The sequence below is a fragment of the Flavobacterium sp. FG139 genome (assembly GCF_057809695.1).
The window spans coordinates 1-19,729 of the sequence record NZ_JBMDKL010000009.1 but is presented as its reverse complement, the minus strand read 5'-3'; the positions used below and the strand labels follow the sequence as shown (position 1 = coordinate 19,729).

Annotated in this window: 9 protein-coding genes; 3 read left to right on the top strand and 6 right to left on the bottom strand. The window is 36.0% G+C overall.

All coding sequences use genetic code 11. The features are described from left to right. Positions 1–12: 12 nt before the first annotated feature. Positions 13–588, top strand: a complete 576-nt coding sequence (locus tag ACODSI_RS09025; RefSeq protein WP_488916517.1) for a PhnA domain-containing protein — start codon at positions 13–15, stop codon at positions 586–588. Between the two features lie 112 nt (positions 589–700). Here the strand turns inward: ACODSI_RS09025 and amaB are convergent, their stop codons facing one another. The 3 genes from amaB to ACODSI_RS09010 all read right to left on the bottom strand — a co-directional run bounded on the left by amaB (position 701) and on the right by ACODSI_RS09010 (position 4,188). Next, entirely contained in the window at positions 701–2,254 is a 1,554-nt protein-coding gene (gene amaB / locus ACODSI_RS09020; RefSeq protein WP_488916516.1) for an L-piperidine-6-carboxylate dehydrogenase, read from the bottom strand. Positions 2,255–2,466: 212 nt separating this feature from the next. Beyond that, a complete protein-coding gene (locus tag ACODSI_RS09015) occupies positions 2,467–3,015 on the bottom strand; it encodes a 3-hydroxyanthranilate 3,4-dioxygenase (RefSeq protein WP_488916515.1) in 549 nt (182 codons plus the stop codon). Positions 3,016–3,084: 69 nt separating this feature from the next. Continuing rightward, a complete protein-coding gene (locus ACODSI_RS09010) occupies positions 3,085–4,188 on the bottom strand; it encodes an endonuclease/exonuclease/phosphatase family protein (RefSeq protein ID WP_488916514.1) in 1,104 nt (367 codons plus the stop codon). Between the two features lie 136 nt (positions 4,189–4,324). Between ACODSI_RS09010 and ACODSI_RS09005 the strand changes: the two genes are divergently transcribed. Then, positions 4,325–7,177 carry a carboxypeptidase-like regulatory domain-containing protein gene (locus ACODSI_RS09005; protein WP_488916513.1) on the top strand — a complete coding sequence of 951 codons (2,853 nt, stop codon included), beginning with the start codon at positions 4,325–4,327 and terminating at the stop codon, positions 7,175–7,177. Positions 7,178–7,196: 19 nt separating this feature from the next. Further along, on the top strand, positions 7,197–8,522 hold the full coding sequence (locus ACODSI_RS09000; RefSeq protein ID WP_488916512.1) for a DUF5689 domain-containing protein: 1,326 nt from the start codon (positions 7,197–7,199) through the stop codon (positions 8,520–8,522). 839 nt (positions 8,523–9,361) lie between these two features. Here the strand turns inward: ACODSI_RS09000 and ACODSI_RS08995 are convergent. From ACODSI_RS08995 to ACODSI_RS08985, 3 genes are read right to left on the bottom strand one after another with little or no spacing between them, the layout of a single operon-like run. Further along, complete coding sequence (locus tag ACODSI_RS08995) at positions 9,362–11,224, bottom strand: OmpA family protein (RefSeq protein WP_488916511.1); 1,863 nt, start codon at positions 11,222–11,224, stop codon at positions 9,362–9,364. 19 nt (positions 11,225–11,243) lie between these two features. After that, positions 11,244–12,167 carry a PorP/SprF family type IX secretion system membrane protein gene (locus tag ACODSI_RS08990; RefSeq protein WP_488916510.1) on the bottom strand — a complete coding sequence of 308 codons (924 nt, stop codon included), beginning with the start codon at positions 12,165–12,167 and terminating at the stop codon, positions 11,244–11,246. A 33-nt stretch (positions 12,168–12,200) separates the two neighbouring features. After that, positions 12,201–19,676, bottom strand: a complete 7,476-nt coding sequence (locus ACODSI_RS08985) for a T9SS type B sorting domain-containing protein (protein WP_488916509.1) — start codon at positions 19,674–19,676, stop codon at positions 12,201–12,203. Between the last annotated feature and the right edge of the window lie 53 nt (positions 19,677–19,729).

The window sequence follows — 19,729 nt, the reverse complement described above, 5'->3', positions numbered from 1 at the left end:
GAAACAATTGAAATGAGCATCGTAACAGAAAAAAGGTTAAAAGACAGAAGTGGTTCAGTTTGTGAAATCAGCGGAAGCGATGAAAACTTAGTCGTATATTTAGTAGCGCCCAAAACAGAAGACATTCCTGAAAATTGTATACTTATTACTAAAGCGTTAAAAGATCAAATAGAAAATCCAGAAACAACCAATGCTAACGATTGGCGTGGTTTAAGCGATAGTATGTGGAATGAAAATCTTCCGGTGCAAATCGTTTCTTGGAGAATGCATGCCCGATTGAAAAACATGGATATGTTAGAAATGATGTATCTCGATGAAGATGCCTTAGAATGGGCGAAAGCTACCGGCGAAGCCGATGATGATGAAGGAAAAATAGTGCATAAAGATTCTAACGGTAATGTTTTACTAGATGGTGATTCGGTTGTTTTAATTAAAGATTTAGATGTGAAAGGCGCAACCTTTACTGCTAAACGCGGTGCAGCTGTGCACAACATCAAATTGGTTTGGGACGATGCCAACTTAATTGAAGGCCGTGTTGAAAACCAAAACATTTATATTCTAACGCAATACGTTAAGAAAACGAAATAAAACACAGATTTCACAGATTTTAGATAAAAACATAGTTTAAAAAATAAAAAAGTCCCGAATTATCGGGACTTTTTTGTCTATGCTCTTTTATCTTTTTTCTATTATCTGAAAACTACAAATCAAATTTAATTCCTTGTGCCAATGGCAATTGATCTGAATAGTTAATCGTATTGGTTTGTCTTCTCATATATACTTTCCAAGCATCTGAACCCGATTCGCGACCGCCACCAGTTTCTTTCTCACCACCAAATGCACCTCCAATTTCAGCACCAGAAGTTCCAATGTTTACGTTAGCAATTCCACAATCTGAACCAGCAAAAGATAAGAATTTTTCAGCTTCTTTCATTTCATTAGTCATAATAGCAGACGATAACCCTTGAGCTACACCATTTTGAAGTGCTATAGCGTTTTCAACTTCGCCACTGTATTTCATTAAATATAAAATTGGCGCAAACGTTTCGTGTTGTACAATTTCAAAAGAATTGTTGGCTTCAATTATCGCAGGTTTTACATAACAACCCGATTCGTAACCTTCACCAGAAAGAACGCCTCCTTCAACCAATACTTTTCCACCTTCTGCTTTTGCTTTTTCAATAGCTGCTAAATACGTATTCACAGCATCCGTATCTATTAAAGGTCCGATATGATTCTTTTGATCTAAAGGGTTTCCAATAGTCAATTGACCATAAGCCCCAACAATCGCATCTCTTACTTTATCATAAACCGATTCGTGAATGATTAATCGTCTTGTAGAAGTACAACGTTGTCCAGCAGTACCCACAGCACCAAAAACAGCACCCGGAACTACCACTTTTAAATCGGCTGTTGGTGTAATAATGATCGCATTGTTTCCGCCCAATTCTAATAATGATTTTCCGAAACGTTGTGCCACGGTAGTTCCAACAATTCTTCCCATTCTGGTAGAACCAGTAGCAGAAATTAACGGAATTCTAGCATCAGTCGTCATCATTTCACCTACTTTATAATCCCCATTGATGATACAAGAAATTCCTTCTGGTAAATTATTGGCTTTTAAAACTCCAGCAATAATATTTTGACACGCAATAGAACACAAAGGTGCTTTTTCAGAAGCCTTCCACACACAAACATCACCACAAATCCATGCTAAAGCCGTGTTCCAAGACCAAACGGCTACCGGAAAGTTGAACGCAGAGATAATACCAACCACACCAATGGGGTGCCATTGTTCTCTCATCACGTGACCAGGACGTTCTGATGGAATGGTTTGTCCGTTCAATTGACGAGATAAACCTACTGCAAAATCACAGATGTCGATCATCTCTTGCACTTCTCCGTAACCCTCTTGAAGGGATTTACCCATTTCATACGAAACTAATTTCCCTAGAGGCTCTTTCAATTCTCTTAATTTATTTCCAAATTGACGAACAATTTCACCACGCTGTGGTGCAGGCATTGCTCTAAAAGTTAGGAAAGCAGCCGTTGCAGTTTGCATTACTTTTTCGTAATCTTCGGCTGTAGTTGTTTTTACTTTTCCAATAAGTTGTCCGTCTACTGGCGAATAACTTTCTATAAGATCTCCATTTGAAAAATGATTATTTCCTGTGGAAGTTCCTTCGTTAATGGCTTTTACACCAAGTATTTCAAGTGCTTCGGTCATTCCGAATTGTTGAGCAATTGTTGACATTGTATGTTTTATTTGTTTGTTTTTATAAATTTTTTACAAAAATAGTAGTTTATTTTGAATATTTGGTAATTAGCCCGGATGGAAATGGAAAGCTTTGTGAAGTGAAAATGTATTTTTTTCTTACGCTAAAAAAGCGACCTTAGAAGCTCTTTTTAGCGTGTAGAAAAAAGAATTTTCACGAGCAAACTTGTAATGTACAGCCGGAATAGCTTCTAAAAACTTTCCTTTTTATCGATAAACTTAGGATTCGTTTCCATTACTGTGCCGCATTTAGTGCAGGTTCTTTTTGCTTCCGAATTGTAGTATTCTTTAAAATGCGGTAGGAAATCTTTTTCAATATCGTGCAATTCAAAATAGGCTTCGTGCAATTTGTGATTGCAGTTGTCACAAAACCAGAGCAACCCATCGGTAAATCCTTTTCCGGCTCTTTTTCTTTCAATCACCAATCCTATAGAATTTTCGCTACGGTTGGGCGAATGTGGCACTTTGGCTGGCAAGAGAAACATGTCGCCTGCCGAAAGATTCATAGCTTTTTTAACACCATCTTCTTGAATGTAAACCGTTATGTTTCCTTCTAATTGATAGAATAATTCTTCTGTTTCGTTGTAATGGTAGTCTTTTCGGGCGTTGGGTCCGGCCACAATCATCACGATATAATCACCCGAATCAACATAAATATTTTTATTGCCTACTGGTGGTTTTAGAAGATGTTGGTTGTCTTTAATCCATTGATTGAGATTGAAGGGTTGTTGAATTGCCATGATGCTTTATTTTTTACGAAAGTACTAAAAATAAAAAAAGGCTAGTGTAAGACTAACCTTTTTATTGTTTTATTTTGTTTCTTTTATGAGGTAAATATAGGCTGGAAAGTGGTCACTGTATCCTACTTCGTTCATAGAGTGTCGCAACGGATAGCCTTTGTATTGCCCTGTGGTTTGAATCATATAAGGTTTGTTCCAAATTCCGGCTTTCCAATAACGGAACGAAGAATAATCATTACGCGTTAATGGTTCGGTTACCATAATCTGGTCAAAAATATCTCCGGCGTCTCTATAGAATAGCGTTGCATTTCCGTCTTTTGCCATTTGCTCAAATGGGTTGTAAACATCACCAGAAGCTTTTAATTCGGTTTTTTTAAGTTTGGCTCCCAAGGCTACTTTAACACTTCTGTTGTAAGAACCATCATTTAAATCACCCATGGTAATGACTTTAGCATTTGGGTTAATTTTAACTAAAGAGTCAATAATTTTTCTGTTTAAAGCTCCAGCAGCTTCACGAAACGGTGAACTTTTCTTTTCACCTCCCGAACGCGATGGCCAGTGGTTTACAATGATATTGATTTCTTCACCGTCAAGAAAACCAGTCACTAATAATTGATCACGAGTATACACTCTTTCAGAAGCATTATCGGTAGTTACTTTATCGTCTGTTTCTTCTTCTTTTTCTTTTTTAGATACTTTAGCTTCTTGTTTTTTGTAAATAATCAACGGAATATTTACATAACTAGTAGGCTTGAAATGTTTTTTTTGATACAATAACGCCACGTCAATTCCTCTTTTATCGGGTGAATCAAAGTGAACAATACCATAATCACTACTAATTAATTTAGGTTGTTTGATCAAATCTTCCAAAACGCCTCTGTTTTCAATTTCAGCACCACCAATAAATGTAGGAGAATTTGGATTTTCTCCTGTCCCGATTTCGGATAAAACTTTGGCTAGGTTTTCTAATTTTTGTTTGTATTTTTTGGAAGTCCAGTTTTGAACTCCGTTGGGCAACCATTCTTCATCCATATTTGGACCATTAATGGTGTCGAATAAATTCTCAAAGTTGTAGAATGCCACAGTATGAATAATGTATTTTTTTGCCTGTGCATTTGCCCCAGTTATTGCGAATAACACAACGAAAAGGGCAATTAGATTTTTAATTTTCATAAATTGTATATTAATTTAATATCAAGTTTATTACAAACTTTGCGCCAAAAGTAAATAATATTATTAAAAGATGTACATTTGTAGGCTGTTAAGTTTTTATTAAGACTCAGCAATTGAAAATTAACTTTATTTATTTATGAAAAAACTTGTTATTAGTATTTTATTTGTAATGCAGGTTGTTTTTGTTTTTGCTCAATCTGGAACTGGGTTTTCGGGTAAGGTAGTGGATTCAAAAACACAAAAACCATTACAAAATGTTGTGGCATCTGTTCAAAACTCAAATCTTACAGAGGTTACTGATTCTGAAGGAAAATTTACTTTTAAAAATGCTCCTGAAGGAACTCAATTATTACTTATTAAAACGGTTGGTTATAAAGACCAACTACTTTCTGTTGACGTTGTCAAAGGAAAAATCTCTGATTTGGGTGTAATTGTTATGAGTGAAGACATTACTCAAGAACAACAATTAAGTTTAATAACTATTACCGATACCGATTTAGGCGATGACAATAGTGGTTCTGAAAGCACCGCTGGATTATTACAGGCTTCTAGAGACGTTTTTCAACAAGCAGCTGCCTTCAATTGGGGCCAAGCTCGTTTTAGAATGCGTGGATTAGACAGTGAGTATGGTACTACCATGATCAATGGAATAACCATGAATAAAATCTATGACGGAAGACCACAATACAGTAACTGGGGTGGTTTAAATGATGCTACAAGAAATCAAGAATTTACTAATGGTTCGTCTCCATCTGATTATACTTTTGGAAATATTTTAGGTACTAACGAAATCAACACAAGAGCTTCATTATACAGAAAAGGAAACAGAATTTCTGTTTCTGGAACCAATACTAATTACAACGGAAGATTAATGGGAACCATTGCTTCTGGTATGCGAAATGATGGTTGGGCTTATGTAATTTCGGCTTCAAGACGTTTTGCTAACGAAGGATATTTTGAAGGAACAACATATAATGCAAATTCATTTTTTGCCAGTTTAGAACGTAAAATTTCTTCGAACAACACCCTAAACTTTACTTCAATTTATGCTAATAACAGAAGAAGTAAAAATTCACCAAACACTAAAGAAGTAACTGATTTAGCTGGTGTACAATACAATTCGTATTGGGGATGGCAAGATGGCTACAAAAGAAATTCAAGAATTAAAGAAATTGAAGAGCCTATTTTCATGTTAAGTGATTATTGGAAAATCACTCCAAAAACAAACTTAAACATGAATGTTTCGTATCAATTTGGTAAAATAGGAAACAGCAGAATTGATTACCAAGGAGTGAACAATCCTGATCCAACCTATTACAAAAACATGCCTAGTTATTTTACTTCATTGTATGAAACTGATCCTGCTACTGTAATATTAAATGACCCAACAGCATACCAACCAGGTGGTTTAGGAGGTATTCCAGACCCAGATTATGCTGGTGCTGCAAATGCTCCGTTTTTAACGAACAGACAAATGGACTGGACCAATATGTATCGTGCCAACGCACAAGCTAATGCTAATGGTGAAGGTGCTAAATATGTATTGTATGAAGATCGTACTGATGATAAACAATTAACTGCTAATGCCATTTTAAGTTCTCAATTGGCGGACAATATTGTGTTAAACGCAGGAGGTTCATTTGTTAATTTAAAATCACACAATTTTAAAAACTTATTGGACTTATTAGGTGGAAATTATTTTAATGATATTACACTTTTTGGATCTGGAGCTCAACAACAAACCGATTTGAACAATCCAAATAAAGCTGTAAAAAAAGGTGATATTTATGGATACAACTACAACTTGTATGCTAATAAAATTGATGCTTTTACACAATTTAAATTTACATACAAAAAAGTTGATTTTTATTTAGGTCAATCATTTTCTCGTTCAGAATATGAAAGAGAAGGATTGTATAGAAACGGATATTACGCAACAAATTCTTTTGGATATAGTGGTAAAAAATCATTTGACAACTTTGGTTTCAAAGGTGGTTTAACCTACAAAATTACAGGAAGACAATTCTTAACTTTCAACGGTGTATATATGACTAAAGCACCTAATTTAAGAAATACGTTTAATAATGCTCGTGTAAACAACAACACTACAACTGGATTAAGCAGTGAAACCATTTCAAGTGCTGATGCAAGTTACATCATTAATGCGCCAAAGTTTAAAGCTAGACTTACAGCATTTTTCTCAAGAATCACTAACCAAACGGAAACCTCATTCTTCTTTGGTGACGGTGCAGGAATTGATGATCCTACTACTGATACTAACGAAAGTAATGCATTTGTTGCTGAAACTGTTTCAGGAATCGCTAAGAAAAATATGGGTGTAGAATTGGGTATGGAATATCCTATCACATCAACCCTTAAAGTAACTGCTGCTGCAACATACGGACAGTACATTTACGACAATAATCCAAATGTTACTATTAGTGTTGATCGTTTGGCTACAGCTACGAACACCAACCCTATAGCTAATTATGGTATAGCACATCTTAAAAATTACAAACAATCGGGAACACCACAAGCGGCTGGTTCTATTGGTTTAGAATACAGAGACCCAAAATTTTGGTGGATTGGTGCTAACGCTAACTATTTAGCAAACAATTACATTGACATTGCCCCAATTACAAGAACCGATCGTTTTTATATTGACTCTGTAAATGGTGGCGTTCCTTTCCCAGAAGCAACACAAGCTAGAGGAGATGAATTGCTTAAACAAGAAAAATTTAATAACTTCGCTTTAGTTAACGTTACTGGAGGGAAATCTTGGAAAATTGGAACACAAACACTTGGCTTCTTTGCTAGTATCAACAATGTATTCAACCAAAGTTATAAAACAGGAGGATATGAGCAAGCGAGAAACTCTAGCTATAGAGAATTAAATCAAGATGTTTCTAGCGGAACACCAGCTTTTGCTCCAAAATACTTCTATGGATATGGAAGAACCTTTTTCGTAAATCTTTACCTTAATTTCTAAAAAACAAAAAAAATATAATATGAAAACAACATTTTTAAAATCAGCTTTTTTGACGGTGCTAACTGCTGGAATGTTTTCCAGCTGTGTAAAAGACGATAATTATGCAACGCCAGATTTGGCTACTTGTACCGAAACGTCATTAGTGAAAAATAGAGAAGTATCTGACATCAATGCAGGTGCAATCGTTGCTTTACACCAAAACATCACTGTTGGTGTTTCTGACGTAATTGAAGCGTATGCCGTATCAAGTGATATTGGTGGGAACTTCTTTAAATCAATCTCATTTCAAACTTTAGATGGTTCTAGAGCGTTCAGTGTTCCTGTTGATGCAACCAATACTTTCATCAACTATGAACCAGGAAGAAAAGTTTTAATTAAAATGGACGGTTTGTATACTGACGTAAAATACGGTGGTGTAAGAATTGGTGGATTATATGCTAACTCATCTGGTGGTGCTGAAGTAGGAAGATTACCTGAAGCTGATTTTAAAGCTTCTGTTCAACGTTCATGTACTGTTGTTGATGAAGATGCTTTAGTACAACACGTAACTATCGCTCAAGCTATGACAGATGCCTACTTAAACAAATTAATAGAATTTGACAATGTAGAATTTGCTGCAACTGACATCACTACTACTTACTATGATGTAAACAATGATTTAGGTGGTGCTACTAACCATACTTTAATCGACTTAAATGGTAATGGTGTTATCTTCAGAACTAGTGCTTATGCTAATTTTGCTGCCAAAATGGTTGCTGGTGGAAGCGGAAAAGTAAGAGGTATCATGACTAAATACGGTACAGATTACCAATTTATGGTAAGAAAAGAAAGTGACATCAAATTAGATGGTGCTCGTTTCACACCTTTATTAAACGAAGCTTTTACAGCAGGTATTGGTGATTGGACAACATACAGTGTTACTGGTGCTCAAGTATGGACATACAGCTCAACTTTTGGAAACCCAGGTGGTATGATGAAAATGTCTGGTTTTGCTACAACTAATAATGCGAATGAAGATTGGTTAATTTCTCCAGCTCAAGATTTATCTACATTAACAAGTGCTACTTTATCATTAGATAACGCTTATAAATTTACAGGCAACCCAATTGAAATTAAAATTTCTAACAACTATACTAGTGGTGATCCAACAGCAGCTACTTGGACAACTTTAACTGGAGCTACGCTTTCTACTGGGAATTATGTTTACGCTAACTCAGGTCAATTAAACATTAGTGCTTTTACAGGTGCTGGTAACAATAACGTACACGTAGCTATTAGATATACTTCTACAGCTTCTGCTGCTTCTACTTGGGAAGTGGATAACGTAAAAATTACTGGAAACTAATCTTTCTAGATCTTTTTAATAAAAAAGCCGTCCAATTGGACGGCTTTTTTTTATTATGCTTATACCATACGTTGTAATTATTAAAATCAATCTAAAATAGTAAGAACATATCATTGATTTAGCGTATTGTTATTTTATTATTTTCAGGTTTTTAATAACAATTAGTAATTAAAAAATAGTAGGATTGAATATAAATATTAAAAGTATAAGAAACCTCTATGCTCATAAAAAACTCATAACTTATGAACAGCAGTATTTCTATTAACTTTGTTAAAAAACATTACCGTTTAGATAAACCTAAGAGCTACACAAAACACAAAAAAATCCTTAAAAAACGTAACTTAATTTATGCCCAATGCAAATAACCTCCTGCTGAATGCAAATAGACTCCTGCTAAATGCAAATGAACACCTGCCGAATGCAAATAACCTCCTGCTAAATGCTAATAGACACCTGACAAATGCAAATGAACTCCTGCTGAATGCAAATAGACTCCTGCCGGGTTCAACAAAGCATATTCAAAAACCAATTAGCTATTTACTAAAAGAGAAACTAAACCAATAGAAAGGTTTCTGCTTTAAGAAATAATAAGGAATTAAACATCTTTTTATATTTAGTAAACCAAAATCGTGACTAGACATTAGAAACATAAAATAATAATTCATATGATAACGATTAATCTAAACGGCTTCAATAATGCCCTTTTCTTTGAATCTAAGCAAGTATTTTGCTTTAATCGACGCATAATGAATTTAAAAAATAATTCAACCTTAAAGTCGTAAAAAACAAAAGGCCTTGTTATATCTAACAAGGCCTTTTGTAAATTAAAACTGATTCTATTATTTTACAATCAAGAATTCAGAACGTCTGTTTTGAGAGTATTGCTCTTCAGTACATGGCTTACAAACCACTTTTGGTTCGGTTTCACCAAAACCTTTACCTGAAATTCTTTCTGCAGGAATTCCTTTAGAAATAATATATTGAACGGTAGCTTTTGCTCTTCTATCTGATAATATCAAGTTGTAAGCATCACTTCCTCTACTATCGGTATGTGATTTAGCAAAGATAACCAACTTGTCGTTGTTTTTCATTACTTGAACTAACTTATCCAATTCGAAAGCACCCTCTTGCGTGATGTTGCTTTTGTCAAATTCGAAGTAAATCGGTTTTAATACAATCTCTGTTGGTGTTACAATCACGTCAATTGGTTGCAATGCTGCATCCACTCTAGCAGTTGGTCCTTTGCTTTGAGCTACAGTGAATACATTTCCTTCGAAACCATCTTTAGAAGCTTGAATCGAGTAAGGCTTGCTACACTCAACTCTAAAGTTTACTTCACCTTTATCGTTAGACATTTCTGTAGAAATTACATTTTTCTTTTCATCAACAATAGCTACTTTAGCATTAGACAAGATTTCTCCTGTTTTAGCATTGGTAACCACTACTAATAAATCAACTGCACAAATTGGTGTTGCGCTAAAGATATCGTCATTACCATTTCTATTACTAGAAAGGAATCCTAAGTTTTTAGCTTTATTAAAAGTGAAATCAAAATCGTCTTTTTCTGTATTGATTGGTTTACCCATATTCACAGCTTCTGTACCTTTAGATAAATCAACTTGAAAAACGTCTAAACCACCTAAACCTGGTTTACCGTTAGAGGCAAAATATAATGTAGTATTGTCATCTGCAATAAAAGGAAAGTTTTCGTTACCTTCTGTATTTACTTTTGATCCTAAATTTTCTGGCTCACCATAAGAGTCTCCGTTAATAGAAACCTGCCAAATATCTACTCCACCAATACTTCCTGGGCGGTTAGATGAGAAGTATAATGTTTTACCATCTCTACTCAATGAAGGATTTCCAGTTGAATATTCTTTGCTGTTAAAAGGCAACAGTTTGATATCACCCCAAGTTTCTCCATTTTTAGTTGCTTTGTACAAATAAATTTGGCTGAATTTAGAATTCAAAGATTTTACTTTTTCGAATGCTTTATCTTTAAAACTTTCTGTTGAAAAATAGCAAGTATTTCCGTCTGTTGAAATCGTTAATGTACCATCGTGGAATCTAGAATTTAATTCTGAAATAGCCGTTGGTTCAGAATACGTTCCATTATCACCCAAAACAGATTTATAGATATCTAAAAAGGGTTCGTTCGTCCAGCCGTAGTTTTTCTTAGCGCCATTTCTAGCACTTGAAAAATAAACAGTATTATCATACATAACAGCCCCAAAATCAGATTTATCAGAACTTAATGTTACCGCATTTACAGTATATCTAGCATCTTTTCCTAAAATTTTAGGAACGTAGTTTGGATTTTCTTTGAATGCTTTAGCTCTTAAATCATTTGGTGCAAGAGCAGCAAATTTTGTCATTTGTTTGTTAGCCTCTTCGTATTTCCCATTAGCTTTCAACATTTGAGCATATCTAAAATAGGTTTCAGCATCTTGCTCGGTGGCCGTAGCTTTAGCATACCATGTTGCTGCCTCTGTAGTGTTGAACATATTGTAATACGTATCCGCTAGTTGTTTATAAACGTAGGCGTCTCCTTTACCATTGTCAACCAATTTTTGATATTCTTTTGCTGCAGAAACATATTCAAACTTACTAAATAGTTTGTCTGCCGCTTTCGTGTCTTTATTTTGCGCAAAAATAGAACTGCTTAGTGCTACAAAACTTAATGCTATATATAGATTTTTCATTGTTTACTTTTATTTTATGTTAGAAATATCTTGGAGAACGTGAAACTTTTTTCGGGAAATTCAAATCGAATAGAATCATAACCTCGTGAGATGAAGGCGTTGTTACTTTCAAATCAGAGATAATGTGATCGTAAGCATATCCAATTCTTAATCCTGGTGTAATAGCATAATTTACCATTGCTCCAAAGGAATCTTGATTTCTATAAGTTCCTCCTATTTCAAATTTTTCATTGAAAAGAAAGTTAGCAGATACATCTACAGAAGTTGGCGCATTAAAAGCCGACTTAATCATTGTAGAAGGTTTGAATTTTAAATTTGGATTCAATTGGAAAACATAACCACCTGTTAAGAAATAGTGTAAGGTTTCAGTTCCGTAACGAAGACCATTATAACTTAAATAACTTGATTTAAGCATGTTTGGCACAGAGAAAGCCACATAGTACTTATTTGTGTAATAAAAAAGTCCAGAACCAATATTTAAAAATGATTTACTTGAATTTTGTTGGAATGCTGGGTCATTTAAATCTGGTACGTGACCGTCACCAATTTCTGAAAACAAACCTACTTTGTGAAAAGTTGCTCCTCCTTTCATACCAAAAGCAAGTTTATGTTCACCTCCAAGGCTCAATGTGTATGAGAAATCTGCATACAAATTTGTTTCTTCAACTGGTCCAATTTTATCATTTATGGCAGAAAGACCAAGTCCAACATTTTTTCCAACAGGACTGTTGATGAAGAATGTACCTGTAGTAGGTGCATCTTCAATATTTACCCATTGTTTTCTGTAGAGTAAACCACCTGTCATGTTTTCTTTAGATCCGGCATAAGCTGGATTCATAACACTCATGTTATACATATACTGAGTGTAGTGTGGGTCTTGTTGTGCACTGACATCGATCAATGTCATAAAAGCAAACGCAGTTAAGAAATATAATTTTTTCATTGTTTTGAAATTTATCATTTTATAATTAGTTTGTTATTTATTTTCTCTGTTTATATAAATCCAACCTGTTTTACTTGACTGATTGTTTTTAAATTCAATTACATAATAGTAGGTTCCATCTGGAAGTTCATTATCTGAATCCGATTGACCATGCCATTGGTTGGTGTAATCTCCTTTAGAATATACCTTAGTTCCGTATCTATTAAATATACTAAGTTGTTGTACACCTAAAGACGTTAAATCAAACGAATCATTTAAGCCATCTCCATTTGGAGAAATACCTCTTTGAATATCACAATAAGTTCTTGTAATAGTAATCGTATGACTTTGAATACAACCGTCAGATGAAACATCTACTGAGAACATTAATGGCAGTGTTTCTACTACAGTAGTGGAATTTAAATATTCCGTTACATTGAACGTTGAACTGTTAGAACCAACAGATGTTGTTCCGTAATACCAGCTATAAATAGCAGAGCTAGCATTAAACGAACCTGTTGTAGGTACGACTTCTAAAGTATAATTATTACCAACACATCCTTCTGATATAGCAAAATCAAAAGCAGGTACAAAAGCAGCAATTCCTGATGCACTTAAACTAACACAGCCTGTAGTTGTATCGGTAATTACAACAGAATATGTTCCAGCTACAGCAGTAGTAAAGGTATCAACATTACCTGGATTAGTTGCTCCTGTTGGAACAGTCCATACATAAGTATAAGTACCTGTTGTAGTTGGAACCGCAGAAATAGTAGCTTGTGAACCTTGACAAACCGTTTCTCCAGTTACAGTAACAACTGGATTTGGATTAACAGTTAAAGTACCTGTCGCACTTACACTAGAACATCCTGTCGTTGTATCGGTAATAATAACATCATAATTACCTGCCACAGAAGCATTGAATGTAGCAACATTTCCTGGGTTTGTTGCTCCTGAAGGTACTGTCCAAACATAAGTATAGGTTCCTGATGTACCAGGTGTAGCTGTGATAGGAGCAGAACTTCCCTGACATACCGTTGTGCTGTTAACAGACACGGTTGGTGTTGGATTTATAGTTACTACACCAGAAGCACTTGCACTTGTACATCCAGTCGTTGTATTTGTAATTACAACAGAATAGGTTCCTGCAACAGTAGTTGTAAATGAGGCGACATCACCCGGATTTACAGCTCCAGTAGGAACTGTCCAAACATAAGAATAGGTATCAACTGAACCTGGAGTAGCAGTAATTGTTGCCGCAGTTCCTTGACAAACAGATGGACTGTTTACGGTAACCGTTGGCAAAGGATTAATTACTAACGTAAACTGTGAACTACTTGCTAATAAACATAAAGTTGTATTTGCACTAACACTATATGTTATTGTATAAGTACCAGGAGTTGATGTTGTTAAATCAACAACACCAGTAGAAGGATCTATTGTTAATCCAGCTGGAGTTGCTGTATAAGTACCTCCTGTTGTAAATCCTGTAGCTGTAGTATCTGGTGTCAATGTAGAAGACACATTAATACACACTGGAGAGGTATAACTTATTGTAGTTACTGAAGGATTTTGAACTACTGGATCTAATACCACTGTAACACCCGTAGAAATACAACCTGTTGCTGTATCTTGAACAGTAATAATGTGACTTCCTGGTGTCAATCCTGTAAATATTGGATTAGACTGATAAGTTCCACCATCAACATTATATTGATATGTATTTGTTGTTGTTAGTGGTGTAAAACTTCCAATGTTTGAGTAATCATTGTTAGAACATGCCGTTGTACCTGTTCCGGCATAATCATAAATATCCCAATCATTATTGTTATAATTTGTGTTAGGAACTGTGGCGTTATTTTTTCTTCTAAAATCTCCTCCTTCAGTACCTACAATTGCAGGTGCCCAGTTATTAGAACCAAATGTTCCCCAACTGTCTATAAGAGTTGATCCGTTAAATAATCCAAAATGATCGTTCCCATTAGCACTAAAGTTAACAGAACCTGAACCGCTAGTTTGTGCAGCTAGAGAACCGTCTGCTCCTGGAGTAGAAGGACAATAATTGTCATTTCCTAAAGCTACAACATAAGTACTTCCTGAAGCTAAGTTTACATTGTTTAATGGTAATGTAAATGAGTATGCTCCTCCATTACTAGCTGTTTTTACTGAGTAATTAGATAAATTAATTGTTGATCCTGTACCATTATAAAGTTCAATATAAGATAATGAACCTGCATTAGAATCCGTAGCTTCTGATATAAATAAATCAGTAGGTAAAACACCCACACTTGAAACCGGAGCGGTAACTTGAACTACTCCTGTAGGAACCGCACATGTTGGCTGAGTAACAACTACAACTGTTGGTGTAGCTACTGAATTAACAGTTACATTTATAGAAATTGGTCCCGAACATTGACCAGCATCTGGAGTAAACACATAAGTGTTTGTCCCTGCCACACTAGTATCAATTGTAGACGGACTCCAAGTACCTGTCACTGGAGTAGTATTATTTGAAGAAGTTGACAACAAAGGAGCCGTATCACCAACACAAAGTGGTGCTATTGCTGTAAATGTTGGAACCACTGTTGGATTTATAGTTACTGTTCCTGAGGCAGGAAGAGACGGACAGTTTAATGTAGTAAATGAAACTGCATCAATAAAGTTTCCAACCGTGTTATTTCCAGAACCTGAACTTACAGACACGAATCTAACTGTATAATTTGAAACACCATTATTAGGGAACGTATATACTACTGTACTATAAACCCATGCAGCTGGTTGAGCTGAAAATTGGCCTAAGCTAACATATGGTCCGCCTACTGGTCCAACTTGTAATTCCATTACATCTGTTCCTGAAAATCTTCCTCTATGAGCAAACGAAATATCAACCGTTGATCCTGGTAAAACAGAGAAATTTTGATATAAAGAAGAAACTTGGTTCGCATTTAATTCAACGAATTGAGTTCCCGAGTAAGAAGTTACTCCTTCATTACCACTCGACCAAACTTCTATGATACCATCTGTTGCTGTTGTTTGCCAACAATTGAAACTAGATTGGTTTACAAAAGACATTCCTCCTGATGGAACACCACATGGATCTTCAAAATCTTGATTACAAAAATTGTTACTAGTATTAACACTTACAGTATAGGTTCCTGGTGTAGTTGTAGGGAATGTAGAAACATTACCTGGGTTAGTTGCACCAGCCGGAACTGACCATGTATAAGTATAGTTTGCCGAAGGAGCTACCGTTGCTGTAACCGTAGCCGTTTGTCCTTGACAAATTGTAGGACTATTAACGGTTATAGTTGGTGTAGGATTAATAATCACTACTGAAGAAACTGATACGCTAGAACATCCCGTTGTTGTATCCGTAATAATTACAGAATAGGTTCCTGATAAAGAGGCATCAAAAGTATTAACATTGCCTGGATCAGAAGCTCCTGTAGGAACCGTCCAAGCATAGGAATAAGTTCCTGAATTTCCTGGAGTAGCAATCACGGTTGCAGGATTACCCTCGCAAACCATTGGGTTATTAACCGTTACTGTTGGCGTAGGATTAATTACTACAGTTGATGTTGCCGATGAACTCGTACAGCCTGTAGCAACACTAGTAACAGTAACTGAATAAGTACCCGATAAAGCAGCATTAAATGAAGCTACGTTACCTGGATTAACTGCTCCAGTTGGAACCGTCCATGTGTAAACATAATTACCTGCAACATCAGGTGTAGCAGTTATAGTTGCAGGAGAACCTTGACAAACAGTTACGCTGTTAACAGTTACAGATGGTAATGCTGGGTCAACTAATACAATAGGAGTATTATATGAATAAGAACAACTGTTAATTTCCAATAAGAAATTAGAATAAGTTCCTGAATTTAATCCAGTAAGAGTAATTTCACCCGAAGCATTTGTTGTTATGGTTGTTGGTCCTACAACAACTGTATCGTCATTATAAGTTAAACTATAATTTGTTCCCGGTGCTAAACCTGAAATTGTTATAGTCCCATCAGTACCTGAACAGGTTGTTGGATTAGTACTTGCATATGCTGGTTGGTTTTGAATTGTAAATGTAGCCATATAATTTGCTCCATTATTATCAACCAAAACAGTTTCATTACATAATGATGTTGAAGAAGCACTTCCTGAAACATCATAATATACTTCTAAAACATAATTTCCAGGAGGATATAAGGTTAAATCCACCGGAGAATATGGAGTAGTGGTTCCGTTTGCAACCACTCTTTGCCATTTTTGATCACCAGCTTGACATGGCCCTCCTGATGGGAACGTTGCTCCTCCACAGTTATCAAAGAATGGTAAATCCATTACATTAAAGGTTCCTGGTGTAGTTGCTTGAGGATAAATTCTATAATTTAAACGAGCACTACATACATTAGAAGACGCATTTTTAAAAGTCTTAACTTCAGCTCCTCTAAGTATTAACGAACTTGAGTTTTGAACATATGTTCCTAAATTTGTGTTTGGAAAAATATTAGCCGCTGGACCAATAATGTCTGTTCCAGAACCAACTGTATTAAAAAAGTTAGAAGTAGCACAATTCGTCAACCAAACTGCACTTGCATAACTTCCAAAAGAACAGTTTGTATTTACAGTAACATTAAGAGTCACCGTTGAACTACATTGACCTGGATCTGGTGTAAATGTATACGTACCAGATGCTGTGTTACTTACAGTAGATGGTGACCACGAACCTGTTATTCCGTTTTGTGAAGTCGTTGGTAAAACTGGTGCAGTAGCTCCAGAACATATCGGTGCTGGACTTAAAAACAAAGGTGTAACTCCAGGGTTAACCGTAATGTCCATCGTTGTAGGTGTAGCACACTGTGTAATATCTGGTGTGAATGTATATGTTGTCGTTCCCGGAGGAGTATTACTCACCGTTGATGGAGACCATGTACCTGTTATACCATTTTGTGATGTTGTTGGTAAAACTGGTGCAGTAGTTCCATCACAAAAAGATGGAATTTGATTAAATGTTGGTGTTTGAACAGCTGTAACAACCAAAGTTTGTGTACTTGAAGCCGATTGTGGACACAAAGGATTATTATCTGTAGAAGTAGCCGTAAAACTATAAGTTCCTACTGCAGTTGGGGTAAATACAACTGTACTTCCAGATGTTGTGTTTAGTCCTGTTGCTGGCGTCCAAGTATAAACTCCGTTTCCACCACTTGCATTTAAAGTAGCTGATTGACCTAAACAAACGGTATTTGTTGTAGTTGAAGTTGTCGTATTGATTAATACCGGCGTTTGAATTCCAGAATTAGAAGCAATTACATAACTACAAACATCTCCTGCAAAACCGTCAACCATTATATAATATGCATTACCTGGTGTTAATCCCGATGCGGAAATATTAGTTGAACCGACTGGTACATTTCCAGGACTCCAACACGTTAAATTAGTTACTGGTCCTGAACCACAAGTGGCAGCACTAAATAACATAATTTGAATACCTCCATTTGTTTGACTACTTGTAACCCAAACATCAAATGATATGGTGCTTGATGTTGCAATAAATGTCAAAAATGAATTGTTTTCTAATGAACCACAAAATGCAGTTGTTAATTCTGGCCAAGTATGAGTTGGTGAGTAAGATGCTGAAGTGTTTCCACAGTATCCATTTAAGTTACAAATTGGAGTTGCTGTCGCACAACTATTTCCTGCTGGTGTATTGTTGATACAACTTGGTGGTGGAACTGGTGTTCCGATACACAAACTAAATGCAGACGTTTGGTTAGCCGTACTTGTATACGTGTAAACTCTTACATAATATGTTTGTCCAGGAACAAGATTGTTTGCTGTACTGGTGTTTGGATCACTACAATATAATTGAGTTAATGAACCACATGTTCCAGAATATACCACATGAAATAAATCTGTAGTACTTCCAGTAATATTTAATAAACTGATGGTGTGAGTTGTACTAGTGGCTGTAAATTGAAACCAAACATCATCATCATGAGTTCCGCCACATGTTGTAGGATCTGCTGAATTTGTAGCTCCAATAACTGTACCACCTACTGTTTGAGTACATGTTGTAGTTGGATTAACTGGTGCAACAATGGCGTTAGCACATTCGTCGTTAGCAATTAATGTTGTAAATGAACCTACATTAGACCAGTTACTTATATCAGAACTACTACAAATAGCTCTAACATATACAATATAAGATGTACCAGAATTCAATCCTGTTGCAAGATATGGATTAGTATTGGTTAAAACACCTGTAGAAGCAGCCGTTGGTACTGGTGATCCTGCAGGCAAAATAAGAACTTCCCAAGTTGTTGCTGATCCAACCTCAGTCCATCCTATAGTTGCACTTGTTTGACCTTGATTTGAAACAACAACAGCGGTTGGTCTTGGACAAGTTGGCGGTGGAGCACAAGTCACGTTAGCAATCCAACCTGGATCATTAACTGAAGCATCACTTCTAAATCTAAACGTTAAACATCCTGTTGGACTTGATGAAGTGAATGGTCCAGGTAAATTTGCTCCTGTAAGATTTCCCCAATAAGAACCTGCCAATCCTCCAGGAACATTTCCTGCTGGATTTGTACTCGGTAGTAATTGAGAAGCTGTTGAATTACCATCATAAACATATAAGCCATCCCATGTCGCTTCAGTGAAAAAATCTGTAAATGTTACTGTAACCTGTTGTCCTGGTATTGTTGGACATATTGTAACTGTATAATCTGTGCTATTAGCATAATTTGCTGTAGCGCCTCCTGGATCTGTGAAAGTTCCTCCACAAGCAGGTGGTGCAATTTGTGTTTGTATGTTAACACCAACTGTCCATGTACTGCTGTCTGTTGGAGAACACACTGCTCTTACATATAAAGTATAACAGGTATCTGGTGTTAATCCAGTAAATGTATAGGTATTCGGGGTTGTAGGTGTAATAATGGTTCCTGTTGAAGTTGCTGTCGGTGCTGGTGAGGTACATGGCAACGCCAACACTTCAAATTGTGTAGCTGTGCTGTTGTTTGTCCAAGATAAAGTTCCAGAGTTAGAAGTAACTGCCGAAGCTAATGGAACTGTCGGTCCAGGACATGTTGGAGGAAGTGCACAAGTTACGTTGGCTACCCATCCAGGATTGTTTACAGAAGCATCACTTCTAAATCTAAAGGTTAAACATCCGTCAGGACTTGTTGATGTGAACGGTCCAGGAATAGTAGTCCCCCAATAAGAACCAGCTAAACCGCCGGGAACATTTCCTGCACCGTTAGCACTTGGTATTTGAGGAGCTGTTATAGAATTTCCGTTAAACACATACAAACCATCCCATGTTGCCTCAGTATTAAACGATGTAAATGTTACAGTTACAACTTGACCTGCAACTGTTGGACAAATAGTAACAGTCGAATCTGTGCTATTTGCATAGTTTGCTGTAGCGCCACCCGGATCTGTAAAAGTTCCGCCACATGCTGGTGGAGTAATTTGTGTTTGAATATTTGAACTTACCGACCAAACACTGCTGTCTGTAGCAGAACATACTGCTCTCACATATAAAGTGTAGCATGTGTCTGCGTTTAATCCAGTAAATGTATACGTGTTTG

Coding starts and splice junctions, on each gene's coding strand:
- ACODSI_RS09025 (WP_488916517.1), top strand. CDS start 13: ATGAGCATCGTAACAGAAAAAAGGTTAAAAGACAGAAGTGGTTCAGTT.
- amaB (WP_488916516.1), bottom strand. CDS start 2,254: ATGTCAACAATTGCTCAACAATTCGGAATGACCGAAGCACTTGAAATA.
- ACODSI_RS09015 (WP_488916515.1), bottom strand. CDS start 3,015: ATGGCAATTCAACAACCCTTCAATCTCAATCAATGGATTAAAGACAAC.
- ACODSI_RS09010 (WP_488916514.1), bottom strand. CDS start 4,188: ATGAAAATTAAAAATCTAATTGCCCTTTTCGTTGTGTTATTCGCAATA.
- ACODSI_RS09005 (WP_488916513.1), top strand. CDS start 4,325: ATGAAAAAACTTGTTATTAGTATTTTATTTGTAATGCAGGTTGTTTTT.
- ACODSI_RS09000 (WP_488916512.1), top strand. CDS start 7,197: ATGAAAACAACATTTTTAAAATCAGCTTTTTTGACGGTGCTAACTGCT.
- ACODSI_RS08995 (WP_488916511.1), bottom strand. CDS start 11,224: ATGAAAAATCTATATATAGCATTAAGTTTTGTAGCACTAAGCAGTTCT.
- ACODSI_RS08990 (WP_488916510.1), bottom strand. CDS start 12,167: ATGAAAAAATTATATTTCTTAACTGCGTTTGCTTTTATGACATTGATC.